Here is a 23,548-nt window from a genome sequence, read left to right on the forward strand (position 1 = left end):
GTCATGGCAGCAGGTCTGCTGGCGGCGGCAACGCTGGCCGGTCCAGCATGCGCAGCCGATCCCTTCGGCCTGTGGCAGACGGAGGTGCGCCCGCGCGGGGCCGAGACGCCTGCCCCCATGCGGCTCGGCCCGGTCGACGTGGCGCCCGACCTGCGCGTGGGGCTCGCGCACGACAGCAACGTCTATGCGCAAGGCGCGGGCGCGCGGTCCGACTGGCGCACCACCGTCGAGCCGCAGGTGCGGCTCGCCCTGCAGACCGGCCCACATGCGCTGGAGTTTGCGGTGCGGCTGCGCGACGTGCGGCATCGGCGCGAGGGGCGCCTCGATCACACCGATGGGGTGTTTGCAGGCACCGCGACGCTGGCCGCCGATGCGGCGACGGCACTGACGGTGATGGGGGAGGCCGGGCGGCGGCACCTGCTGCCGGGGGCGCCGGACGCAGCCGATGCCGCGGCCGAGGCCGCGCCGGTCGGCTGGGTTGCGGCCGGCGTCGCGGTGGCGCGGCGAATGGGGCGGGTGCAGGCCGGCGCAGGGGGCGGCGTCGAGGTCGTGGAGCACCGCGACGTTGCGCGTATCGGCGGCGGCCTGACGGAACAGGACTTCCGCGACCGGACCGAATGGCGGGTCAATGTGTTCGCAAGCTACGACGTGTCGCCGGACATGACCGCCTTTGCGGAGGTGGAGGGGGACCGCCGGGAGCATGGCGCGGCCGATCCGGGCGGCGTGCAGCACGATTCGCGTGCGCTGGGCATGGTCGCCGGCATGCGGGTGGAGGTTGCGGAGATCCTCGCCGCGGAGGTGCGGGGCGGCTGGCTGACCCGGCAATTCGAAGACACGGCGCTCGACGACGTGTCCGGCCTCGACGCGGGACTCGCGGTGCGCTGGCGGGCGACGCCGCTGACCGCGCTCGCGGTCGAGATCGACCGGGACGTGCTGGAGTCGGGCCTTCCGGGCGGGGCGGCCATCGTGCGCACGCGCGCGCGTCTCGGCCTCGATCACGAATTGCTGCGCACGCTGATGGTGCGGCCCGCCGTGGCCTACAGGCGCGATGCCCATGCGGGCCTGGCGCGTACCGACGAGGTCTATGCTGCGGGCGTGAAGCTCGACTACCTGGTGAACCGCAGTCTCGCCGCGGGTCTCAGCGTTTCGCACGGGCGCCGGGAATCGACCGCGCCGGGCCGCGATCACGACCGCACGGTGGCGGAGGTGCAGGGCCGTGTCCGGTTCTGAGGCCGAGGCGGATACCGCAACCGCTGCCGGCGGAACGGCCGACCTGCGCGCGGGCGTGCGCTTCCTGCGGCGGCGCGCGGGATGGATCGCTGCGGGCACGGCGCTGGGCCTTGGCGCCGCGGCGGCGGTCCTGGCGCTGCTGCCCGTCCGGTATACGGCGTCTGCGACGCTGATGCTCGATCCGCGTGCGCCGCAGGTGGTGCCTGCGGACGCGGTGTTGCCGGGCCTGAGCGGCGACCAGGCGACCATCGACGGTGAGGTGGAGGTGCTGCGTTCCCGCATGCTGGCGGAGGCGGTGGCGGCGCGGGTGGATGTCCCGCCCGCGGGCCCGGGGGCGCGTGCGCGTGCGGCGGCGGTGCTGGACCGCCTGCTCGGATTCGGACCGCTGCCTTCAGCGCCTGCGGCGACGGGCGCAGACGCCGCCGAGGTGGTGCAGGCCGGACTCGACGTCCGCCGCGAGGGGCTGACCCGCGTGATCAGGGTCGCCTTCACCCATTCCGATCCGGTCGCGGCGGCAGACATCGCGAACACGGTGGCCGGAACCTATGTCGCCGCGCAGGAGGAGGCGAAGACCGCTGCGACACAGGCCGCCAACGCGGTGCTGGCCGAGCGGGTCGCCGCGCTGCGCGCCGACGTCGAAGCGGCGGAGCGTGCGATCACCCGCTTTCGGACGGAGAACGGGCTTTCCGGCACGGCGGGCGAGGCGATCACGGAGCAGCAGATCAGCGAGCTGAACGCGCGGCTGGTCCTGGCGCGGGCCGAAACGGCGGAACAGGCGGCGAAATACCGGCAGGTCGCGCGCCTTCTCGACACCGGCGGGGCAGCGGACACGGTGGCGGACGTGCTGGCCTCGCCCGTGATCGCGCAGTTGCGCCAGCAGGAGGCGGCGATCGCGCGCGAGGAGGCGGAGCTTGCCACGCGCTATGGCGACCGGCATCCGCGCCTTCTGAAGGTGCGGGCCGAGCGCGCCGATCTGGCCGAACGCATCCGGGACGAGGCAGGCCGGATCGTTGCTAACCTGCGGAACGAACTGGCAGTTGCCCAGAGCCGGGAAGCCTCGCTCGCCCGCAGCCTGGAGGCGCTGAGCGTGCGCGAGGGGGAAAACGACGCCGCCGCCGTCGGCCTGCGGGAACTGGAGCGCAAGGCGGAAGCCGCGCGGCAGATGTACGGGGCGGTGCTGGCCCGCTTCCTCGAGACGCGCGAGGCCGCCGGGACCGAACGCGCGGATGCCCGCATCCTCTCGCCCGCCGCGGTGCCCACACGGCCGACCGGGCCGCCGGTGCCGCTGGTGCTGGCGCTTGGCGGGCTGTTCGGCCTCCTGGCGGGCACCGGAGCGGGCGCAGCGGCCGACCGGCTGGTGGCGGGTTTCCGCACCGCGGTGGAGGCGGAACGGGTGCTGGGGATGCCCTGCCTGGGCGGTATTCCGGAGCTTCGGGCGCGCGACCGCCGGGTCGGCGGCAAGGCGCTCTCGCCTGCGGACTACCTCGTGGCGCGGCCCTTGTCGGGGTATGCGGAGGCGGTGCGCGGGCTGAGGACGGCGGTCGCCTTCTCGGCGCGCGGCGGCGCGGGCGGGGTGAAGGTGATCGCGGTCACCTCATCGCTGCCGGAGGAGGGCAAGACGACGCTCTCGGTCTCGCTGGCGCGGTCCGCGGCACTGGCAGGTCTGGGCACGCTGCTGATCGACGCCGACCTGCGGCACCCGCGCGTGGCCGCCGCGCTGGGTGCGGAGCCGCAGGCGGGTCTCGGCGACTATCTTTCGGGACGGACGGCCTTGCTCGATGCGCTGTTCACGGACACGGCGACCGGGCTGCGCGTGCTTCCTGTCGCGGGCGGCATGGAGACCACGCCCGACGTGCTGGGGACCGAGGCGATGACGCGCCTGATGGCGGCGTGCCGGCAGACCTTCGACCTCGTCATCATCGACACGCCGCCGATCCTGCCGGTCGTCGACGCGCGCCTCGTCGCCGCGCACGCGGACGCCATGGTCTTCGCGGTCCGGGCACTCGCCACGCCGCGCGCGACGGTGCGCCAGGCGCTCGCCCGGCTGGGACCGGAGGCGCCGGTCGCGGGGCTTGCCCTGACGCGGGTCGACGTGCGTGCGCAGGCTCTCCACGGGGAGACTGACACGGGCTACGGCTATCCGCCCTATACCCGCTATTACGATGGTTGAACGGGTCCTTGCCGGTGTTGCCGGCCTCGCGGCGGTGGCGCTGGCGGCGGCGCTGAGCGTGGCTCCGGCGGTGCGGCCGGCGGCGGGGACCGAAGCCGCGGCGGTCGAGCGTGTGCGCGACGCGCCGCGCGATGCGCGCGGGTGGGTTGCGTTGGCGCAGGCGCGGATGGCGGAGGCCGGGTGGGACAGCCGGGCCGGGGCGGGCTTGCGCGAAAGCTACCGGGCCGGCCCGCGGGATGCCCGCGCAGGGTTTCGGAGGCTGGCGCTGATCCTGCCGTTCTGGCCGCTCATGGGGACAGACGTGCGTGCCGCCGCGCTTGCAGAACTCGAAGCGCTCGCGGCCTGGCCGGAGGCGGCGGGCGTCACGCGCGGGTTCCTGCACGACCCCGCGGTCTGGCCTCACGTCTGCGCGCTGCCGGACCCGGACCGGGCGCGGGTCATGGCGCTGTCGCGCGCGCTCTCGGTGCGGCGTGCCGTCGAACCTGCCTGCCCCGCCTGAGCGAGGCCGAGGCCGAAGAGCACGGCGAAAAGGCCGCCGACAGCGGGAAGGGTCAGGGGCTCGTCAGCGAGCCCGTGCAGCGCCATCTGCAGCGCCGCCGCGCAGGCCAGCAGCGGGAGCGGATGACCGTGCTGGCGGGAGAGGGCACCCGCGCAAGAGAGTGCAAGCCGCGCCAGCGACGCCAGCAGCAGCGCGAAAACCGGAAGTCCGAGGGCGAGCGCCGCCCCGATCCATGCCGAATGGGCCCGGTCCCACAGGACGTGCGGCATCAGGGCCGGCGGCAGGTAGGGTGCGGCCGCGTCCGCGAAGCTGGCAAGGCCGATGCCGGTCCATGGCGCTTCGGCGAGCGCGGCAAGGCTTGCGCTCGTCAGCGCGAGGCGCGTCGCGAGCGCATCGGCCGCACCGGGAAGGCGGTCGAGGAGAGGGTTCGACAGGGCGAGAAGGAGCGCGGCGAAAAGGCCGCAGCCCATCAGCAGGGGACGGCGCAGGCGTGGGACCTGCCAGGCGATCACGCCCGCCTGAAATGCAAGGGCTATGCCCGCCGCGGCGATCCCCGCGCGCGAGCCGGTCAGCAGCAGTGCCGCGGTGAGCGCGAGCAGGCCCGCGGCGAGGAGCGGCGCGCGTACCTGCCCGCGCGCGGACGACACGTGCAGGTACGCGATGCCGGCCAGCACGGTGAGCCCGGCAAAGGCCGCGAAATCGTTGCGATTGACGAAGGTCGCGGTCAGCGCGCCAGGATAGGCCCATTTTGCCATGTGCAGGACCGTGGCGTTTCCCGTGGCGAACACTGCAAGGCCGTAAAGCGCGACCGTGACGCCGGAGACGATCAAGGCGGCAAGCAGCAGGCGAGCGCTTGCCAGGTCGCGCGCGGCGAGCAGCGTCGCCGCGAACGCCGCGGCATGGCCGAGCCAGGTGAGGAGGGCACCGGACGCGCCCTCCCCCGTGAGCGCGATCCGGCCCAGCGGCTTCGTGCCGAGCACGGCGGAGGCGTCGAGATGGGCGGGATGCGTCCAGGGTCCGGGCGGGAGCGGGAGATGCTGAACGACCGGCCAGAGGAGAACGAGCGCGAGCCCGGCGAACGGCCACCGCGGCAGGGCGCGCGGCCGATGCGCAGCCGCGGGGGGACCAAGCGCGATGAGCAGCGCCGCCAGACCCTGCATGACGGCGAGCAGCAGGGCGGGTAGCGGCGGCGCGCTGCCGAGCGGCAGGGGGGCGAGCAGCAGGCACGCGCACAACAGGGCAAGGCCGGCCGCGCCGAAGAGAGCTTGCAGGGATTTCCGCTTGCACGCCATGCGCGAATGAATAGCATCGTATGCAACCAAAAGACATGGGGATGCGCCTTCAGACCAGCGGCCCGACGGTTGCCGCTGAGGTCCCTCCCTAGGGGTGGGGCGGAAAGGAGCATCGTGGCGGGCAGGCACATGGCTGCCGCCGTCGGAGGGGCCGCCGGAACCGGCGGTGCCGGGGGGGCGGCGTATGGGCAGGAGAGGGACACCCCGGGCCGTAGCGCGGCGGAGGGTGCCCCGGGGGCGGTCTGCGCGTGCGCCGTTCGGTGGCCCGCGCGGATCAGGGCAGGGCTGCGTGCCTATCCGGCGGTTCTTCTGGGGCTGACGGATGCGGTGGCGATCCTCGCGGCAGGAGCGGCGGCGCGCGGGCTCTACAATGTGGCGGTGCTGGGCGAGGCGTTCGGGGCAGGCCAGACCGCGGTCGCAGGTGCGGTGGTCGTGCTCGCCTACCTGGCCGTGGCGCGGGCGCGCGGTGTGTTCGACGTACGCGACTACAACCCCTACCGCTTCGCCTATGGGCGGGTCGCGGGCAGCGTGTTCGTGGCCATGCTGATCGCAGTCGCGGTACTGTTTCTCGCAAAGCTGACGGATGGCGTGTCGCGCGGCTGGATCGCGGGATGGGCGGCGCTGGCGGTCGCAGGCGTGCCGGCAGTGCGGTTCGGCGTGTTCTCCCTGCTGCACGGGCCGGACGGGCGGCGGCGTCTGCTGGCGCAGCGCGCGCTTGTCGTTGCGGAGACGCAAGGCCTGGCGCAGCAGGCGGCGGGCGCGCTCGGCATTTCCCGCGACGTTGCGGTGGCCGAGGCGCTGACCCCGTGCGCGGCGGGTGGCGTGGCGGCGCTCGTCGCGCGGGTGCGTGCGGGGGTGGCGGCCCACATGCTGGACGAGGTCGTGGTGGCGGCCACCCCGGACCGGATGAAGGCGGCGCGCGCGTTGGCCGAGGCGCTCGGCGACCTTCCCGTCCAGGTGCGGGTCTGCGTCACGGGAACGGGCTTGCGCGCGCGCGGTGCGCGGCTGCTGGACGGAGGTGCGGTCGAACTGTCGCTGGCGCAGGGGCCGCGCGGGCGGCTCGGCTATCTGGTCAAGTCGCTGGGCGACCGGGTGCTGGCGGCAGTTCTGCTGGTGCTGCTCGCGCCCGTCCTGGCGGCGATCGCGCTCGCCATCCGGATCGAGGGGCGGGGGCCGGTGCTGTTCTCGCAAGCGCGCCACGGCTTCAACGAGAATGTCATCCGCGTCTGGAAGTTCCGAACGATGACCGTGGTCGAGGATGGGCCCGTGATTGCGCAGGCGCGCGTGGGCGACCCGCGGATCACCGGTGTGGGCAGGGTGCTGCGGCGGCGCAGCCTCGACGAGTTGCCGCAACTCTGGAACGTGCTGAAGGGCGAGATGTCGCTGGTCGGCCCGCGGCCCCACGCCATCGCGCACAATTCCGCCTATGGCCGCATGATCGCGCGCTATGCCGGACGCCACCGGGTCAAGCCCGGCATCACCGGGTGGGCGCAGGTCCAGGGCTTCCGCGGCGAGACGCGCGACGTGGCGGCCATGCAGGCGCGGATCGCTTGCGACCTTCATTACATCGAGAACTGGTCGCTGCTGCTCGACCTGCGCGTCCTGTTCCTGACGGTTCTCGTCGCCTGGCGACAGGAGGGCGCGCGATGAGCGGCGCGGGCCGGAAGACCGCCCTGATCACGGGCGTGACGGGACAGGACGGGGCGTGGCTCGCGCGGCTGCTGCTCGACAAGGGGTACACGGTACACGGGGTCAAGCGGCGGGCCTCGTCCTTCAACACGGGCCGTATCGACGATCTCTACGTCGATCCGCACGAGGGTGAGACTCGGTTCCGCCTGCACTATGGCGACATGACGGACGCGACGAACCTGATCCGGCTGGTGCAGGAGACGCAGCCCGACGAGATCTACAATCTCGCGGCGCAAAGCCACGTGATGGTGAGCTTCGAGACGCCGGAATATACCGCCAACGCGGACGCGCTGGGGCCCTTGCGCCTGCTGGAAGCGATCCGGATCCTGAAGATGGAGGAAAGGGTGCGCTTCTACCAGGCCTCCACCTCGGAGCTTTACGGCAATGCCGGCGAGACGCCGCAGACGGAAGCGACGGCGTTCGCGCCGCGTTCGCCCTATGCGGTGGCCAAGCTCTATGCCTACTGGATCACGGTGAACTACCGCGAGGCCTACGGGCTCCATGCCTCGAACGGCATCCTCTTCAACCACGAGGGGCCGACGCGGGGGGAGACCTTCGTCACCCGCAAGATCACGCGCGCCGCGGCGGCCATCGCGGCGGGGCGGCAGGGGTGCCTCTACCTCGGCAACCTCGATGCGCGGCGCGACTGGGGCCATGCGCGCGACTATGTCGAGGGGATGTGGCGCATCCTGCAGCAGGACGCGCCCGGCGACTATGTGCTGGCGACGGGCGAGACGCACAGCGTGCGCGCGTTCGCGGAGGTGGCCTTCGCGCGGGCGGGGCTGGCGCTCGACTGGCGGGGGCGCGGCGTGGAGGAGCGGGGCGTCTGCCGGGCGACGGGGCGTACGCTCGTGCGCGTCGACCCGCGCTATTTCCGGCCCGCCGAGGTCAATGCCCTGCAGGGCGATGCGGTGCGTGCGCGCGAGGTGCTCGGCTGGCGGCCGAAGACGCGGTTCCGCGACCTGGTGCACGAGATGGTCGATGCCGACATGGCCGCACTCGCCGGTGGCGCAACGATGCAGGACGCGCCTGCCTTTGCCGATGAGTGAGGTCATCTTCCCGCTGAAGGGCCGCCGGATCTGGGTCGCGGGCCACGCCGGCATGGTGGGGCGCGCGCTTGTCCGCAGGCTGGAGGCGGAGCATTGCGAGGTTCTGACCGTCGCGCGGGCCAGGCTGGACCTGCGCGATCCGGACGCGGTGTCTGCCTGGATGCGGGCGGAGCGGCCAGACACCGTCTTCCTGGCGGCGGCGCGCGTGGGCGGCATCCTCGCCAACACGGCTGCGCCCGTCGACTTCCTGCACGACAACCTGACGATCGCGGCGAGCGTCATGCGGGCCGCGTGGGCGGAGGGGGTGGGAAAGCTGCTGTTCCTCGGCTCCTCCTGCATCTATCCGCGCGCCGCTCCCCAGCCGATCCCGGAAGAGGCGCTGATGACCGGGCCTCTCGAACCCACGAACCGCTGGTACGCGCTGGCCAAGATCGCGGGCGTGTGGCTGGGCCAGGCCTATCGGGAGCAGTACGGGGCGGATTTCGTCAGCGCGATGCCGACGAACCTCTATGGGCCCGGCGACAATTTCGGGCTCAGGACGGCGCACGTGTTGCCGGCGCTGATCCGCAAGGCGCACGAGGCGAAGCTGGCGGGCGCGCGGCGGCTGACGATCTGGGGCACCGGCAAGCCGTTGCGCGAATTCCTGTTCGTGGACGACGCGGCGGATGCCTGCGTGCACCTGATGACGCACTATTCCGACGCCGCCCCGGTCAATGTGGGCAGCGGGCAGGAGGTCGCGATCCTTGATCTTGCCCGTACCGTCGCGGCTGTCGTGGGCTTTGCGGGCGAGATCGCGACCGATCCCGCCAAGCCGGACGGTGCGCCGCGCAAACGGCTCGACACCGCGGTCATGGACGGGCTGGGCTGGCGTGCGCGGGTCTCTCTGATAGAGGGGATCGAGGCGACATACCGCGCCTTCCTCGACGGCGACTGGCGCGACGGCGACAGGTTCCGCATCGCGTGAGCGCGGCAGGGGCAGGCGCGGCGGTACGTGCGCGAGGGAGCTTCTGCTGGCGCGCGGCGCTGGCGTTCGTGCTGCCGCTCGGCATGGCGGCGAAGGTGCAGGCGGGGGGAGAGCTGTTCGGGGCGGAGATCGCCGCGCTCGTGGTGCTGCCGGTGCTGCTGCTGACGGACGGGCGGCGGACGCTCGGGGGCGGCGGCGGGCTGCTGCTGGCGCTGGCGGGGGTGTGGCTCGCGGGGCAGGTGGCGACCGACCTCGCGGTGGGGGCGCCATCCGCCAACATGGCGAAGGGCGCTGCCCGGGTCGTGATGCTCGCGGTGCTGCTGGCGGTGTTCCTGGCGCTGATCCGGGGGCGGGCGCGGATGGCGGGGTGGGCGGCGCTGGGGCTCGGCGCGGGGCTGGCGCTCCAGACGCTCGCCGATCCGGACGCGCTGCAACGGGCGCTGCCGGTCAAGTTCGGCTATGGCCCGGCGCTGTTGCTGGCTGTGGGGGGTGCGTGCGCGCTCTGCCGGGTGCCGCGGTGGCTGCGGGCAGCGGCGTTCGCGGGCGTTGCGGCGCTGGCGCTGGGGGAGGGCGCGCGCAGCCTCGCGCTCATCGCCGTGCTCGCAGGCGTGGCGGAGGCGGTGCGGCCGCGCGCGGCCGGTGCGGAGTGGCGGCGCCTTGTGCTGGGTGCGGTTCTTCTCGCGCTCGCCGGCGGGACGTTCGCGGCAGGATACGGTGCGCTCGCGGGGGCGGGCGCGCTGGGGCCGGAGCAGCAGGCGAAACATGCCCGCCAGGCGGGCTCCGACCTCGGCCTGCTGGCCGGGCGGGGCACGGTGCTGGCGGGGCTCGAGGCGCTGGCAGAGAACCCCTGGCTCGGGCGCGGGTCGTGGGCGCGCGACCGCGAGAGCCAGATCGCGCACCTGCGCCTGCTGGCCGAAGCGGGCGTGCCGGTCGACCTGGAAAGGCCGGTGGCGGAGGGGCGCGTGGTCGCACACTCCCACCTCGTCGGAAGCTGGCTGGAAGGCGGGATATTGGCTGCGCCGTTCTGGATCGCGGCGCTGTGGCTCTGCGTACGGGGGCTGGCGCGCGTGGCGGGGGGACGGGCGGGCGTGCTGGCCCCGCTCGCGATCGTCGCGGCGCTGACGCTGGGCTGGGACGTGCTGTTCTCGCCCTTCGGGGCGGAAGCGCGGATCAAGGCGGCGTTCGCGCTGGCCGTGCTGGTGAGCGTTCGGGAGGGGGCGCGGGCGTGAGGGTGAGCGTGGTCACGATCTCGTTCAACCAGGGCCGGTTCCTGCGGCACGCGCTGGCGAGCGTCAGGGCACAGAAGGGCGTGGAGGTCGAGCATATCCTCGTCGATCCGGGCTCCACCGACGGCAGCCGGGAGGTCGTGGCCGAGGCGGCGGCGCGCGGCGCGGTCGCGGTGCTGGAGCCGGATTCGGGCCCGGCCGACGGGCTCAACAAGGGGCTGGCGCGGGCAAGCGGGGAGGCGGTCGCCTTCCTCAATGCCGACGACATGCTGCTGCCCGGCGCGCTCGCCGCGGCGGTGACGGCGTTGCAGGCGCGCCCGGGCGCGGCGTGCGTCCACGGCCATGCCCGGCTGATCGACGGGGCGGGCAAGCGGATCGGGACCGCGCGGGCGACGCCCCTCTCGGTGCGCGGCTACTTCCGGGGATGGGCGACCATCGTGCAGCCCGCCATGGTCTTCCGGACGCAGGCGGTGCGCGGGGCGGGCGGCTTCAACGCGCAGAACCGGATTGCGTGGGATGCCGAACTGATCCTGGCGATGCTGGCGGAGGACGCGCGCTTCGACATGGTGGGCGGGGAGTGGGCGGCGTTCCGCCTGCACGGGGAGGGGATTACAGGGTCGGGCAGGTTCCGCGCCGCGCACGACGCCTGGGTGCGCGCGGCCTTCGCGCGGGAATGGGGGCGGCCCTGGGACTGGCGCGATACGGCGCTGCTGAAGGCCGGGCGCGCGGTGAAATGGGCGCGCGATCCCATGCACTACGCGCGCCGTCTTCTGGACCTGGCAGGGGACGGGGCTTGAGCGCGGGCGCGGTCTTGCGGATGCGGGCGCGGCGGGCCGTGTGGCGCCATCCGGTGCTCTTCCAGCCGCTCTACCGGGCGCTGGCGCGTGCGCCGCACCTGGCGGTGGGGCGGGAGACGAAACTCGTCGTGGAGGGGTTCCCGCGCAGTGGCAACAGTGTGTTCGTGACGGCGCTCGTCCATGCGGGGGTTTCGCCCAACGCCATCGCGCACCACACCCATGCAGCGGCGCAGGCGATCGCGGGCGTGCGCCGGGGGCTGCCGGTCTGCGTCCTGCTGCGGGAGCCGGAGGGGGCCATCCGCTCCCTCGCCGTCCGTCACGGCGCGCCCGTCAGGGAGATCGCGCGCGACTGGCTGAGCTTTCATGCAGGCGTCGAAACGGTCGGGCATGGAGTGCTGCTGATCCCCTTCGAGACCGCGGTCGGCGATCCGGCGGCGGGCTGCGCGGCGCTCAACCGGCGCTTCGGACTGGGCCTCGCGGTACCGGAGGACGGGGCGGCCTGGCGGGCGGCGATGGCGGCGGACGTGGCGGCGCTGGAGGCCGACCGGCTGCGCGTAAGCCTGCCGGATGCGGAGAAGGAGAGGGCGAAGGCTGGGGTGGACCTGACGGACTGCGCGGATCTGCTCGCCCGCTGCCGCGCAGTTCATGCACGGCTCCATGCGCGCGCCGTTCAGGAGATGAGGGCGCTGGCGGCCCCGGCGGCGAGGTAGGCAGCGGCCCACGCCGCGAGAAAGAGCACCGCCGCCAGCGCCGCCACCCCCCCGGCGCCCGCGAGGGGCGGCTTGCGCGGCAGGGAGAGCGCGTAGACCAGGACCTCCGCGGCTGCGAAACCGGCCATGACGGCAGCGGCGAGATGCGCTGGCGGCAGCGCGCCGGCAAGCTTCAGTGCGAAGATGCAGCCAATGCCGATATGCGCGATCCCGGCGTTGGCAATCGCGCGGGCCCGGTTCGCAGCAGCGAGCCCTTGCGACCTGATCTGGAAGGGCACGGTGAGCACGACGGGCAGGACGAGTACGGCGAGCAGCCATGGGTCGGGCGCGGCGTGCCCGCCCGTCCACACCGTCAGCAAGAGCCCGCCCGCACCCATCAGCAGCCCGGCGCCGATCCCGGTCAGCGGCCATAGGCGGGAGAGGGTCTGGCTGGCGAGGGCCGCAGATGCGTTCGATCCTTGCGCGGCGCGGGCTTGCGCCGTCTCCACCGCGACGGAGCCCGCCACGAGCTGCACCCCCTGGCGCAGCAGTCCTGTGAGCGTCCGCGCCGCGGCGAAGGTGACGAGAACGGCCGGGCCAGCGCCCAGCATGGCGAGCAGGACGACCGGGACGTGACGTGTACCCACGCCGGCTGCGGCGATCATCGCGAAGGGCGGAAGGCGGCGGAGGTGACGCGCGGCCTCGCGGCCCTCCGGCCAGCCGGGCCGCCAGCGCACGTCCGGGGCATGGCGGCGAAGAGTTGCTGCGAGCAGAAGGGCACCGAGCGCCGCGTGGGCGAGCATCATCGCCGCCGCTGCGGCCGCAGGGCCCCCGCCTGCGCCGAGAACCGCCGCGGTGCCACACATGGACGCGAGCCGCACGAGTACCTGCCCGCGCAGGAAGGCGCCGTGCCGCCCGTTGGCGCGCAAGGGGCCTGCGAGCGCGGCAAGGAGTCCCGGCATCGGCATCGCCGCGGCCAGAAGTGCGAAGGCGAGGCCCGCCTCGCCCAGGGCGAGCGTGCCCGGCGCAAGCCATGCCGGGGCGCCACCGGCCGCAATGAGCGCGCCCACGCCGGCCGCGACGAGAAGGGTGAGCGCGAGACAGGCAATCGCGCCGGTCAGCACGAGGGAGAACAGCCGGGCATGGCGTGCCTGCCGCCCGCGCGCGCGGGCGAAATGCAGCGCGCTCGCCCCGTAACCCGAAAGACCCGCATCGAGCAGCGCGGCAAAGCTCGCCGCGGCAAGAAGACGCAGCCAATCGCCATATGCAGCCGTCCCCCACGCCCAGAGGAAGACCGGCAGAAGCACGAGCTGTTCCGCCGAGCGCAGTCCGAGAAGCACCGCGTTCAGACGCACAAGCGATGCAACGCGCCTTCCCGGTTCGGCTGGCATGTCAAGGCGATGCAAGCAAAATCCCCTATTGAAAAAGAATAAATATATGTCAGTCTCGCTGACGAAAGCATACCAATGTATAATGTAATGTGAAATTTCAAGCATAGCGAAGTGCCTGGAGGGGGGGATGCGGATCGTTCACGTGATCGCGACGCTGGCGGCAGCGCACGGCGGGCCTCCGCGTGCATGTATCGGCATGGCGCGGGCACTCGTTGCGCGCGGTCATACGGTGTCCATCGAGACCACCTCCATCGCGATGACGCCCGGCGATCGCGCCATGTGCGCCGCATTGCGGGCGGAGGGGATCGCCGTGGGCTGCCATGCGCCCGCGTGGCCGCAGCGTTGGGCGCGCTCTCCCGGGCTGGCGGCGGCGGTCGCGCGCGCGGCGGAAAGCGCCGACGTCCTGCACTGCCATGCCTTGCACCTGCATCACGACCTTGCCGCATGGCGGGCTGCGCGGCGCATGGGCGTGCCGCTGGTGCTGACGCCGCATGGCGGCCTGTCTGCGCATGTCCGGAGGCGGGGCCGGGCGCGCAAGGCGCTCGCCGGGGCGCTGTTCCAGCGGGAGATGCTGGCGGGCGCCGCGGCGCTGCATTGCCTCGGCCCAGCGGAGGCGGCGGACCTCGCAGCCCTGGGATTCGGGGGCCGGGTGGCAGTGGTGCCGCCGCTCGTCGATGCGGCTGAGGAGGCGGTGCCCCGGGGCCGCTTCCGGGAGCGTTTCGGTATTGCGGAGGCGGTGCCGCTGGTGCTGTTCCTCGGCCGGTTGGCACCGGGCAAGGGTGTGGAGGCGCTGGTGCAGGCGTTCGCGCAAGCGGCGCAGGGCCAGGGGGACGCGGTGCTTGTACTCGCCGGGCCCGACTTCGGTGCTGCGGCAGGGGCGCAGGCTGCGGCGGAGGTGGCGGGCCTCGGTAGCCGGGTCATCCTGACCGGCGCGCTCGACCGGCGGACTTGTGCGGAGGCGCTGGCGGATGCGGATGTCTTCGCGCTGCTGTCGGAGGGGGAGAGCTTCGGAATTGCGGCGCTCGAGGCGATGGCGGCGGGCGTGCCCGTACTGCTGAGCCCGCAGGTGCCGCTCGCCGCGGTGGCGGAGGCAGCCGGCGCGGGGCTGGTCGCAGGGCACGGAGACGCAGGGGAGGCGCTCGCCCACCTGCTTTCCGATGCAGGGAGGCGTGGGGAGATGGGTCAGGCAGGCCGGCGACACGTGCTGGCGCACCATGGGCGGGACGCCGTGGGCGCAGAACTCGAGACGCTTTATGCCCGCGTGATTGCGGACCGGAGGGTGCGCAATGCAGCCTGAAAGCGAGCCAGTCCAACGCGCGCCGCGCATTCCCGTTTCCGTGATCGTCCTGACACGGAACGAGGAGAAGAACATCGCCTTCTGCCTCGACAGCCTCGGCGCGTTCGCCGAGGTCTTCGTGGTCGATTCCGCAAGTACCGACGATACCGTCGCGATTGCAGAGGCGAAGGGCGCAACCGTCGTGCCCTTTGTTTGGAACGGGCGCTATCCGAAGAAGAAGCAATGGGCGCTGGAGAACTGCCCGGCGGCGCACGACTGGGTGCTGTTCGTCGATGCGGACGAGCAGGTGACACCGCGGCTGGCGCATGAGATCGGCGGGATCGTCGCGCAGGGCGGACCGCACGTGGGGTATTTCGCGGCCTTCGACTATGTGTTCATGGGGCGCGTCCTGCGGCACGGGCGCCGGGTACACAAGCTGGTCCTGTTCCGCCGTGGCAAAGGCCGGTTCGCGGAGGTCGACGACCTCGAGGCGCAGAACATGTGGGAGGTCGAGGGGCACTATCAGCCGCGGATCGACGGCAGCGTCGGGCGGCTGCGCGCGACGATGCTGCACCGCGACCACGACCTGCTGTTCCACTATTTCGAGCGGCACAACCGCTACTCCGACTGGGAGGCGGTCGTGCGGGAAAAGCATGCGGTGACCGGCGAGATCGAAACGCAGGAGCCCGCCCGCGCCCTGCTGAAGCGGGTATTCTCGCGGATACCGTTCCGCGGGTTCGCCGCGTTCCTGGACTCCTACGTGTTGAACTTCGGCATGCTCGACGGGCGGGCCGGATTCCACTACGCGGTCGCCCGCGGTGTCTATTACTGGCAAGTCGGGCTGAAGCAGCGCGAATGGCGCGCCTGGGCGCGCGGAGGTGCCGAATGAGGCGCACGGCCGCCCGCGCTGTCAAACTGGTCTGGCTGCTCGGCGTGCCGTCATGGCGGCGGGCCCTGCGCGCTGGGGTGGCGGCGGCGGTCGAACATGCGCCGATGCTGCGCGAAGGCGCCTGGCGCACGGTGGTCGACGTGGGCGCCAACCGCGGCCAGTTCGCGCTGGCCGCCCGCGCGGTACTGCCGGGGGCGCGGATCTTCTCGCTCGAACCGATGGAGGAGGCGCAGGCGGTCTGGCGCGGACTTTTCGCAGAGGACGCCGCCGCGACGCTGATCCCCGTGGCGGCGGCGGCAGAGGCGGGAGAGGCGCGGTTCTTCCTGTCGCGGTCGCCCGATTGCTCCTCCCTGCTGCCGATCGGGGAGGGACAGGTGCGGCGGTTTCCGGGAACGGGTGCGGCAGGCTGCCGCCACGTGCAGGCCGCGCGTCTCGACGGGGTGCTGGCGATGGCGGACCTCGTGCCCCCCGTGCTCCTCAAGATCGACGTGCAGGGTGCCGAACGCGAGGTGCTGGAAGGCGCTGGCGATCTTCTTTCCGCGATCCGGGACGTATGGGTCGAAGCCTCCTTCGAGGCGCTTTACGATGGGCAGGCGCTTGCGGGCGAGGTGGCCGGGTGGCTGGGCGCGCGCGGCTTCCGGCTGACGGCGGTGCGCAACCCGGTCACGGTGAGCGGCGGGGTGGTGCAGGCTGATCTGTGCTTTCGCCGCGAGGGGGGCGCATGAGCGCGGACGCACCGCCCGCCTTTATCGTCGGCCTCGCGCGGTCGGGGACGACATGGCTTGCCCATGCGCTGGACAGTCACCCGGACATCGCGGTTCTGGGCGAAACGGCGGCGATGGGACGCCTGCACCCGGGTACCGAGGGACCGCTGCCGCCGCACCGGGCGCGCGCCTACATGGAGGGAATCGCGGCGCGGTCGCGCGCGCTCTACGAAGCCGAGATGGCGTTCGCTGCGCAGGAGACGGCGCGCGCGGGGCGCGCGGCGCGGCTGACCCCGCCCGTGCCGCTGGCGCCGGAAGATCGCACGGCGGCGGCGCTGTTTCCGCGGGCACTCGCCGCCGTGGCGCAGGCGCAGGGCAAGGCGCGTGCCGTCGAGAAGACACCGCATCACCTGATCTGGCACCGGCGCATCGCGCGGACCTTTCCCGACGCCCGCTTCGTGGTCTGTCTGCGCGACCCCTACGCGGCGATGCTGTCCTACAAGCACCAGGGCGACCGGCGGGGCCGGGAGGGACGTGCGGCGGCGCGGAGCTATCACCCCATCGGCTTCGCGCTGGTCGCGCGGGCGAGTTTCAAGGCCGCGCGGACCCTGCTGGCGGAGCGGGGCGACCGGGTGCTGCTGGTGCGCGACCGGGAGATTGCGGAGGCGCCGGGGGAGGTGCTGGCGCGCGTGCAGCACTTCCTGGGCGCGGAGGTGCGCGCCCTGACTCATGCGCCGGTCAATTCGAGCTTTCCGGAAGGGGCGCGGCCCGGCCTCGCGCCTGCCGACATCTTCTGGCTGAACCTGATCGCGCTGCCGTCGGCACGCTGGTACGGGGTGCGGCGGCGGGCATCGGGTGCAGGCGTGCGGGAGGTTGCCGCCTCTCTCGCGGCGGCTATCCCCTGGGCGGTCTTCACGGCAGGGCTCAAGCGGCGCGAGCAGACGATGGGCTTCGCGGCCTATGTCCGCGGCTGGGTGGCGGGCGGGTGAGCGGGGAGGCCCCCATGCGCTTCGGCTGGACGGATGCGGAGACGCCCGCCGCGCATGCCTATCTCGCGCCGGCAGTGCTGCGCGCACTCGATGCCCACGCGCCGGGCTGGCGGCGGGGCAGGCGGCTGCTCGACGCGGGCTGCGGGAACGGGGCGCTGGCGGCGCTGCTGGCGGAGGGGGGCGCGGACGTTCTGGGCGTCGACCCGGCGGACGATGCGGTCGCCATGGCGCGGACGCGGGCGACGGCGGCGCGGTTCGAGGTGGGCTGCGCGGGCGCGGCCCTCGCGGCGCGGGAAGGGGCGTTCGACGCGGTGCTCGCGGTCGAGGTGATCGAGCATGTCTACGATCCGCAGGGTTTCGCGGAAGCCTTGCGCGCCATGCTGAAGCCCGGCGGCGTCGCGATCCTGACGACGCCCTATCACGGGTACTGCAAGAACCTGGCGCTGTCGCTCGCCGGTGCATGGGACCGGCACCACCATCCGGGCACGCTGCACGGGCATATCAAGTTCTTCTCCCGCCCGACGCTGGCCGCGGTGCTGGAGGCGGGCGGGCTGGCGGTCGTGGAGACGCGCAGGCTGGGCCGCATCCCGCCGCTGGCGAAATCGCTGCTGGCGGTGGCGCGCGCGCGATGAGGCGGCTGAAGCTGCTGGTCCACGGGGTGAACTATCCCCCGGACATGCTTGGAATCGCGAAATATACAGGCGAGATGTGCGCCTGGCTCGCGGCGCGGGGGCACGAGGTGGCGGTCGTGACCGCGCCGCCGCACTACCCGGCATGGAAGGTGCCCGACGGCTGGCCGAAAGGGTGGCACGAGGAGTGGCGGGACGGCGTGCGCACGATCCGCTGCCCGGTCCATGTCCCGGGGCGGCCGGGGGCGGCGGGCAGGCTGCTGCACCAGGCGAGTTTCGCAGGCGCGAGCGCGCGGCCCCTGCTGCGTGCTGCGCGGTGCATGAGGCCGGACGCGGTCATGGGCATCGCGCCCGCCACGTTACCCGTACCGCTGGTGCGCCTCGCCGCACGGACAAGCGGGGCGGCAAGCTGGCTGCATGTGCAGGATCTGGAGGCCGACGCGGCGTTGGGGCTGGGGATGCTGCCGCTCTGGCTCGGGCGCGCTGCGAGGGCGGGGGAGCGGTGGCTGCTCACGGGCTTCGACCGGGTGAGCGCGATCACACCCCCCATGGCGGACCGGCTGGCGGCGAAGGGCGTGGCGCGGGACAGGCTCTCGCTGTTCGGCAACTGGGTCGACACGGCCACGATCCGCCCGGATGTGGACGGCGGCGCGTTCCGCGCGGCTTGGGGCGCGCGGGCGGGGACGGTTGTCGCGCTCTATGCCGGGAGCATGGGGGAAAAGCAGGGCCTCGGCGTGCTCGCGGAGGCCGCGCGGGTGCTGAAGGACCGTGGCGAGGTGCTGTTCGTGCTGGCGGGCGCGGGGGCGGGGCGGGCGGCGCTGGAAGACGCGGTGGAGGGCCTGCAGAACGTGCGGATGACGGGGCCGGTGGCGGAGGCGGACCTCCCCGCGCTGCTTGCCGCGGCCGACCTGCACCTGCTGCCGCAACGGGCGGGAGCGGCGGACCTGCTGCTGCCGTCGAAGCTCGCCGGCATGCTGGCCTCGGGCAGGCCCGTGGTCGCCGGGGCCGCGCCGGGGACGAGCCTTGCCGCAGAGGTCGAGGGGGCGGGCCTGTGCGTCGCGCCGGAGGATGGGGAGGCGCTCGCCCGCGCGGTCGCGGACCTTGCAGGCGATGCGGAGCGCCGCCGGACGCTGGGCGCGGCGGCACGCGCGCGCGCCTGCGCCCGGTGGGACCGGGAGACGGTGCTGGGCGGCCTCGAACGCGAGCTCACCGCCCTGGCAGACGCGCGGGACCTCAGCCGCTGACCGGGGTGCGGCTCATGCCGAGGATGGCGCGGGCCTGTGCCCCCGTGGCGACGGTGCGGCGCGCGGCGGCGGCAGCCTTCGCGGCCTCCGTCACCAGAGCGGCATTGTCGGGCGCGGTCGTGCCGTCGGGCAGCAGCATGTTGTTCTCGAACCCGACGCGGGCATGGCCGCCGTGCGCGATGGCATGGCCGACGCAGGCACCCTCCTTCGCGCCGAACGCGCAGACGAACCAGGGACCGATCAGGCCTGCGGGCACGTCCTTCGCCGCCGCGAGGAAGGGGTCGAGGTCGGCGGGATCGGACTTCTGGCCCACGGTGTAGCGGCCGAGGACGTAGAGGACGGTCAGGTCGTCGCCCGGGATCACGCCGCGCGCGCACAGGTCGGCGAAGCGGGCCACCTCCTCCGGCGTGAAGAGGATGTGCTGCAGGTGGATGCCCTCGTCCGTGGCCCAATGGTAGAAGTCGCGGGCCAGCGCCTCGCCCGCGTCGTCGGGCACGATCTCGCGCAGCGCGACGCTCGCGGCCTCGGGCCGGACGGTGCGGACGGTCGCGATCTGCTGCTCCGGCGTGTAGAGGCCGACCGCCTCCGTCGTGATCTGGACGATCATGCCGTCGCCCACGGCGGCGCGCACCTCCGCCGTCGCCTCCCGGTAGATGCCGGGGTCGAGCGTGTGCCGCCCGTCTGCGTCGCGCACGTGCAGGTGGATGAGGCTCGCACCCGCGGCTTGCGCGGAGACCGCGGCAGCGGCGAGGTCAGCCGGCGTCATCGGGATCGCAGGGTGGTCGGCCTTGGTGCGCCGTGCGCCGTTGGGCGCGACGGAGAGGATGGCGGGCGTCGCGTCGGTCATGTCAGGCGGCAATCTCCAGGCTGTCGAGGGCGAGGCCGATCGCATCGGCAAGCCGGTCCACGATCAGCTCCACATGGGTGTCGTCGATGATGAAGGGCGGCGCGAGCAGCACATGGTCGCCGCGGCGGCCGTCGAGCGTACCGCTCATCGGGTAGCACATGAGCCCGCGCGCCATGGCGGCCTTCTTGATGCGCGCGGCAAGCCCGTGCGCGGGGTCGAAGGGGGCCTTCGTCTCCCGGTCCTCGACAAGCTCCAGCCCCAGGAAGAGGCCGCGCCCGCGGATGTCGCCGACGTTCGGGTGCTGGCCGAAGCGGTCGCGCAGGGCGGCGTCGAGCTTGCCCCCCATCTCGCGCACGCGGGCGAGCATGGCGGGGCCGGAGATCTTGTCGAACACGGCGACGCCCGCCGCGCAGGCCGCCGGGTGCCCCAGATAGGTGTGACCGTGCTGGAAGAAGCCCGAGCCCGCGGCGATGGCGTCGTAGATGCGCTGGCTCGCCAGCATCGCGCCGATCGGCTGGTAGCCCGCGCCGAGGCCCTTGGCGATGCAGGCGATGTCGGGGGCGATGCCCTCCTGCTCGCAGGCGAAGAGGCTGCCCGTCCGGCCCATGCCGCACATGACCTCGTCGAGGATGAGGAGGACGCCGTGGCGGTCGCAGATCTCCCGGATGCGCCTGAAATAGCCGGGTGCGGGCGTGACGGCGCCGAGCGTGGCGCCGACCACCGGTTCGGCCACGAAGGCGGCGACCGTCTCCGGCCCCAGGCGCTGAAGTTCGGCCTCCAGCGCGTCGGCGGCACGGATGCCGTAGGCTTCCTCCGATTCTCCCGGCTCCCGGTAGCGGTAGGCGTAGCAGGGATCGACGTGCGACATGGAGACGAGCAGCGGCTCGAACGGCTCCCGCCGCCAGCGGTTGCCGCCAGCCGAAAGCGCGCCAAGCGTATTGCCGTGATAGCTCTGCCAGCGGGCGACGATGTGGCGGCGCTGCGGCTGGCCGATCTCGAGGAAATACTGGCGCGCGAGCTTCAGCGCGGCCTCCACCGCCTCCGACCCGCCGGAGACGAAATAGACGCGCGAAAGATCGCCCGGCGCACGGTCGATCAGGCGGTCGGCCAGTGCCTCCGCCGGTTCCGAGGTAAAGAAGCCGGTGTGCGCGAAGGCGATGCGATCCAGCTGGTCCTTGATCGCCTGGGTGACCTCAGGATCGGAATGGCCGAGGCAGGAGACGGCCGCACCGCCGGAGGCGTCGAGGTACTTCTTTCCGTCCGAATCGACGATGAAGCAGCCCTCGCCGCGTACGGCGACGGGAACGCTGGCCTTCGTGTGACGGGGGAAGACCCGGCTGGCGCGGGCGTCGGGCATGGTGCGTCTCCCTCATACGGCGCGCACCCTGGCGGATGGCGCCGAAGCCTTGTGTTTCCAACAGACAAACGCGGCGTGTCCCGAATGTCACATGCTTTTTTCCTATGGCCGGAAAAGGGGCGCCGTACCGACAACTTGACGTGCATCAAAGCCCTCGCGCGCACGTTGGGGACTAAGTGGCGCGGTTTACGTCCTCAGGGGGATGGCAGTAATGACGTTCGAAACTATCCGCTCCGAACCGGCCAGCCGGTCGGAGATGCTGATGCTCGCGGGGTTGGGCATCATGCTGGTTGTGGGTTTCGCGCTGATGATCGCGGCGCGCGACCTCGAGATGCAGATCCACGCCTTCATCTTCACGGCGGGGGCCGCGTTCGCCACGTTCGTGCTGGTGAAGCGCCGGCTTGAAGGCCGCGACGGCGTGGTGGACAAGGGCTATAACGAGTCCGTTGTCCGGGCCGGCGTGATCGCCGCCATGTTCTGGGGCATCGTGGGCTTCCTGGCCGGGGACGTGATCGCCTGGCAGCTTGCCTACCCGGTGCTGAACTTCGACCTGCCCTGGACGAATTTCGGACGTCTTCGCCCCCTTCATACCTCCGCGGTGATCTTCGCGTTCGGCGGCAACGTCCTGCTGGCGACGAGTTTCTACGTCGTGCAGCGGACCTGCCGGGCGCGGCTCGCAGGGGAAATGGCGCCCTGGTTCGTGTTCTGGGGCTACCAGATGTTCATCGTTCTGGCGGCGACCGGCTATGTGCTCGGGACGACCCAGGGCAAGGAATACGCCGAGCCGGAATGGTACGTGGACCTGTGGCTGACGGTCGTCTGGGTGGTCTACCTGCTGGTGTTCCTCGGCACGCTCGCCAAGCGCAAGGAGCCGCACATCTACGTGGCGAACTGGTTCTACCTGGCGTTCATCGTGACCATCGCGATGCTGCACCTGGTGAACAACGCCACGCTGCCCGTGCACTGGGCCTCGTCCAAGAGCGTCATCCTGTGGTCGGGCGTGCAGGACGCGATGACCCAGTGGTGGTACGGCCACAACGCGGTGGGCTTCTTCCTGACCGCGGGCTTCCTGGGGATCATGTACTACTTCATCCCGAAGCGGGCCGAGCGGCCGGTCTATTCCTACCGGCTGTCCATCGTGCACTTCTGGTCGCTGATCTTCCTCTACATCTGGGCGGGTCCGCACCATCTGCACTACACGGCGCTGCCCGACTGGGCGCAGACGCTGGGCATGACCTTCTCGATCATGCTGTGGATGCCGTCCTGGGGCGGCATGATCAACGGCCTGATGACGCTGTCGGGCGCGTGGGACAAACTGCGCACGGACCCCGTGATCCGGATGCTGGTCGTGTCGGTCGCCTTCTACGGCATGTCGACCTTCGAGGGCCCGCTGATGTCGGTGAAGGCGGTGAACTCGCTGTCGCACTACACCGACTGGACCGTCGGCCACGTCCATTCGGGCGCGCTGGGCTGGGTCGGCTTCGTCAGCTTCGGGGCGCTCTACTGCCTCGTGCCGTGGCTGTGGAAGCGCCCGCGCCTCTACTCGCACCGGCTGGTCGAGTGGCACTTCTGGATCGCGACGCTGGGGATCCTTCTCTACATCACCGCGATGTGGGTGTCGGGGATCCTGCAGGGCCTGATGTGGCGGGCGTACGATGCGCTGGGCTTCCTCCAGTACTCCTTCGTCGAGACGGTCGAGGCCATGCATCCCTTCTACGTCATCCGGGCGATCGGCGGGCTCATGTTCGTCGCCGGCTCCCTGATCATGGCCTACAACCTGTGGCGCACCGCGCGGGGCGACCTCGCCGAGGAAGAGGGCTTCGTTGCCGAGCCCATTCCCGCCAACCAGCCTGCTGAGTGAGGAGACGCGCGATGTCGCTCTGGTCGAAGCACGCCATCTTCGAGAAGAACTCGATCGTCCTTCTCGTCGGCATCCTCGTCGTCGTCGCAATCGGCGGCCTGGTGGAAATCGCACCGCTCTTCTACCTGAAGAGCACGATCGAGAAGGTGCAGGGCATGCGTCCCTACACCCCGCTCGAACTTGCGGGGCGCAACATCTACGTCCGCGAGGGCTGCTACAACTGCCACTCGCAGATGATCCGCACGCTGCGCGACGAGGTGGAACGCTACGGCCACTACTCGCTGGCCGCGGAAAGCATGTACGACCATCCCTTCCAGTGGGGCTCGAAGCGGACGGGTCCGGATCTCGCCCGCGTCGGCGGCAAGTATTCGGACGCCTGGCACGTGGACCATCTGAAGGCGCCGCGTACCCTGGTGCCGGAATCGATCATGCCGGGCTATCCGTTCCTGGCGGAACGGCCGCTCGACACGGCAAACCTGCAGGCCGAGGTCAAGGCGCTCTCCGTGGTGGGCGTGCCCTACACGGAAGAGATGGTCGCCAATGTCGAGGCCGACGTGCTGGGACAGGTGCGGCCCGACAGCGAGTGGGCCGAAGGCCTGGTCGCGCGCTATGGCGACAAGGTCCAGGTCCGCGACTTCGACGGCGATCCGTCGCGGTTGACGGAGATGGACGCGCTCGTGGCCTACCTCCAGATGCTCGGGACGCTCGTGGACTTCGACGTCTACGACCCGAGCGGCGAAAACGCGCGGTAGGGGA

Annotated in this window: 21 protein-coding genes; 17 read left to right on the forward strand and 4 right to left on the reverse strand. The window is 72.2% G+C overall.

The window, feature by feature from the left end:
- The first annotated feature begins 3 nt into the window (after positions 1-3).
- From NJQ99_RS02930 to NJQ99_RS02940, 3 genes are read left to right on the forward strand one after another with little or no spacing between them, the layout of a single operon-like run.
- Positions 4-1,230: an outer membrane beta-barrel protein gene (locus NJQ99_RS02930; RefSeq protein ID WP_269331301.1), complete on the forward strand. Its 1,227-nt coding sequence runs from the start codon at positions 4-6 to the stop codon at positions 1,228-1,230.
- Positions 1,217-3,400 (forward strand): GumC family protein, encoded by a 2,184-nt coding sequence (locus NJQ99_RS02935; protein ID WP_269331302.1) that lies wholly within the window; start codon positions 1,217-1,219, stop codon positions 3,398-3,400. Before NJQ99_RS02930 ends, NJQ99_RS02935 begins: the two co-directional genes overlap by 14 nt.
- Positions 3,393-3,899: a hypothetical protein gene (locus tag NJQ99_RS02940; protein ID WP_269331303.1), complete on the forward strand. Its 507-nt coding sequence runs from the start codon at positions 3,393-3,395 to the stop codon at positions 3,897-3,899. The genes NJQ99_RS02935 and NJQ99_RS02940 overlap by 8 nt, the downstream gene beginning before the upstream one ends.
- Here the strand turns inward: NJQ99_RS02940 and NJQ99_RS02945 are convergent.
- Entirely contained in the window at positions 3,800-5,191 is a 1,392-nt protein-coding gene (locus NJQ99_RS02945) for an O-antigen ligase family protein (protein WP_269331304.1), read from the reverse strand. The genes NJQ99_RS02940 and NJQ99_RS02945 overlap by 100 nt on opposite strands.
- A 114-nt stretch (positions 5,192-5,305) precedes the next feature.
- Here NJQ99_RS02945 and NJQ99_RS02950 point away from each other — a divergent pair, with 114 nt between their 5' ends.
- Genes NJQ99_RS02950 through NJQ99_RS02975 form a run of 6 tightly spaced genes read left to right on the forward strand, consistent with a single transcriptional unit; the run spans position 5,306 to position 11,626 of the window.
- Entirely contained in the window at positions 5,306-6,841 is a 1,536-nt protein-coding gene (locus tag NJQ99_RS02950) for an exopolysaccharide biosynthesis polyprenyl glycosylphosphotransferase (protein ID WP_269331305.1), read from the forward strand.
- Positions 6,838-7,929 carry a GDP-mannose 4,6-dehydratase gene (gene gmd / locus NJQ99_RS02955; RefSeq protein WP_269331306.1) on the forward strand — a complete coding sequence of 364 codons (1,092 nt, stop codon included), beginning with the start codon at positions 6,838-6,840 and terminating at the stop codon, positions 7,927-7,929. The genes NJQ99_RS02950 and gmd overlap by 4 nt, the downstream gene beginning before the upstream one ends.
- Positions 7,922-8,893 (forward strand): GDP-L-fucose synthase family protein, encoded by a 972-nt coding sequence (locus NJQ99_RS02960; RefSeq protein ID WP_269331307.1) that lies wholly within the window; start codon positions 7,922-7,924, stop codon positions 8,891-8,893. The genes gmd and NJQ99_RS02960 overlap by 8 nt, the downstream gene beginning before the upstream one ends.
- Positions 8,890-10,122, forward strand: coding sequence for a hypothetical protein (locus NJQ99_RS02965; RefSeq protein ID WP_269331308.1), 1,233 nt, complete (start codon positions 8,890-8,892; stop codon positions 10,120-10,122). The genes NJQ99_RS02960 and NJQ99_RS02965 overlap by 4 nt, the downstream gene beginning before the upstream one ends.
- A complete protein-coding gene (locus tag NJQ99_RS02970) occupies positions 10,119-10,916 on the forward strand; it encodes a glycosyltransferase (protein ID WP_269331309.1) in 798 nt (265 codons plus the stop codon). Before NJQ99_RS02965 ends, NJQ99_RS02970 begins: the two co-directional genes overlap by 4 nt.
- Positions 10,913-11,626, forward strand: a complete 714-nt coding sequence (locus NJQ99_RS02975) for a hypothetical protein (protein ID WP_269331310.1) — start codon at positions 10,913-10,915, stop codon at positions 11,624-11,626. The genes NJQ99_RS02970 and NJQ99_RS02975 overlap by 4 nt, the downstream gene beginning before the upstream one ends.
- Here NJQ99_RS02975 and NJQ99_RS02980 read toward each other — a convergent pair.
- Positions 11,587-12,945 (reverse strand): hypothetical protein, encoded by a 1,359-nt coding sequence (locus NJQ99_RS02980; protein WP_269331311.1) that lies wholly within the window; start codon positions 12,943-12,945, stop codon positions 11,587-11,589. The genes NJQ99_RS02975 and NJQ99_RS02980 overlap by 40 nt on opposite strands.
- A gap of 178 nt (positions 12,946-13,123) precedes the next feature.
- Here NJQ99_RS02980 and NJQ99_RS02985 point away from each other — a divergent pair, with 178 nt between their 5' ends.
- Genes NJQ99_RS02985 through NJQ99_RS03010 form a run of 6 tightly spaced genes read left to right on the forward strand, consistent with a single transcriptional unit; the run spans position 13,124 to position 18,727 of the window.
- The gene (locus NJQ99_RS02985; protein WP_269331312.1) at positions 13,124-14,293 is read left to right on the forward strand and encodes a glycosyltransferase; all 1,170 of its coding nucleotides are present in this window, start codon (positions 13,124-13,126) and stop codon (positions 14,291-14,293) included.
- On the forward strand, positions 14,283-15,161 hold the full coding sequence (locus tag NJQ99_RS02990; RefSeq protein ID WP_269331313.1) for a glycosyltransferase family 2 protein: 879 nt from the start codon (positions 14,283-14,285) through the stop codon (positions 15,159-15,161). The genes NJQ99_RS02985 and NJQ99_RS02990 overlap by 11 nt, the downstream gene beginning before the upstream one ends.
- Positions 15,158-15,886, forward strand: coding sequence for an FkbM family methyltransferase (locus tag NJQ99_RS02995; protein ID WP_269331314.1), 729 nt, complete (start codon positions 15,158-15,160; stop codon positions 15,884-15,886). Before NJQ99_RS02990 ends, NJQ99_RS02995 begins: the two co-directional genes overlap by 4 nt.
- A complete protein-coding gene (locus NJQ99_RS03000) occupies positions 15,883-16,854 on the forward strand; it encodes a sulfotransferase family protein (protein WP_269331315.1) in 972 nt (323 codons plus the stop codon). The genes NJQ99_RS02995 and NJQ99_RS03000 overlap by 4 nt, the downstream gene beginning before the upstream one ends.
- 14 nt (positions 16,855-16,868) lie before the next feature.
- Positions 16,869-17,486, forward strand: coding sequence for a class I SAM-dependent methyltransferase (locus tag NJQ99_RS03005; protein ID WP_269331316.1), 618 nt, complete (start codon positions 16,869-16,871; stop codon positions 17,484-17,486).
- Complete coding sequence (locus NJQ99_RS03010) at positions 17,483-18,727, forward strand: WcaI family glycosyltransferase (protein ID WP_269331317.1); 1,245 nt, start codon at positions 17,483-17,485, stop codon at positions 18,725-18,727. The genes NJQ99_RS03005 and NJQ99_RS03010 overlap by 4 nt, the downstream gene beginning before the upstream one ends.
- Here the strand turns inward: NJQ99_RS03010 and NJQ99_RS03015 are convergent.
- Both NJQ99_RS03015 and NJQ99_RS03020 read right to left on the reverse strand, forming a co-directional pair.
- Positions 18,717-19,574 (reverse strand): BKACE family enzyme, encoded by an 858-nt coding sequence (locus NJQ99_RS03015; RefSeq protein WP_269331318.1) that lies wholly within the window; start codon positions 19,572-19,574, stop codon positions 18,717-18,719. The genes NJQ99_RS03010 and NJQ99_RS03015 overlap by 11 nt on opposite strands.
- A gap of 1 nt (position 19,575) precedes the next feature.
- Entirely contained in the window at positions 19,576-20,931 is a 1,356-nt protein-coding gene (locus NJQ99_RS03020) for an aspartate aminotransferase family protein (protein ID WP_269331319.1), read from the reverse strand.
- A 211-nt stretch (positions 20,932-21,142) separates the two neighbouring features.
- Between NJQ99_RS03020 and ccoN the strand changes: the two genes are divergently transcribed.
- Complete coding sequence (gene ccoN / locus NJQ99_RS03025) at positions 21,143-22,792, forward strand: cytochrome-c oxidase, cbb3-type subunit I (RefSeq protein ID WP_331283242.1); 1,650 nt, start codon at positions 21,143-21,145, stop codon at positions 22,790-22,792.
- 11 nt (positions 22,793-22,803) lie between these two features.
- Complete coding sequence (gene ccoO / locus NJQ99_RS03030) at positions 22,804-23,544, forward strand: cytochrome-c oxidase, cbb3-type subunit II (RefSeq protein WP_269331320.1); 741 nt, start codon at positions 22,804-22,806, stop codon at positions 23,542-23,544.
- Positions 23,545-23,548: the final 4 nt, after the last annotated feature.

Source organism: Futiania mangrovi, assembly GCF_024158125.1.
Taxonomy (GTDB): Bacteria; Pseudomonadota; Alphaproteobacteria; order Futianiales; family Futianiaceae; genus Futiania; species Futiania mangrovi.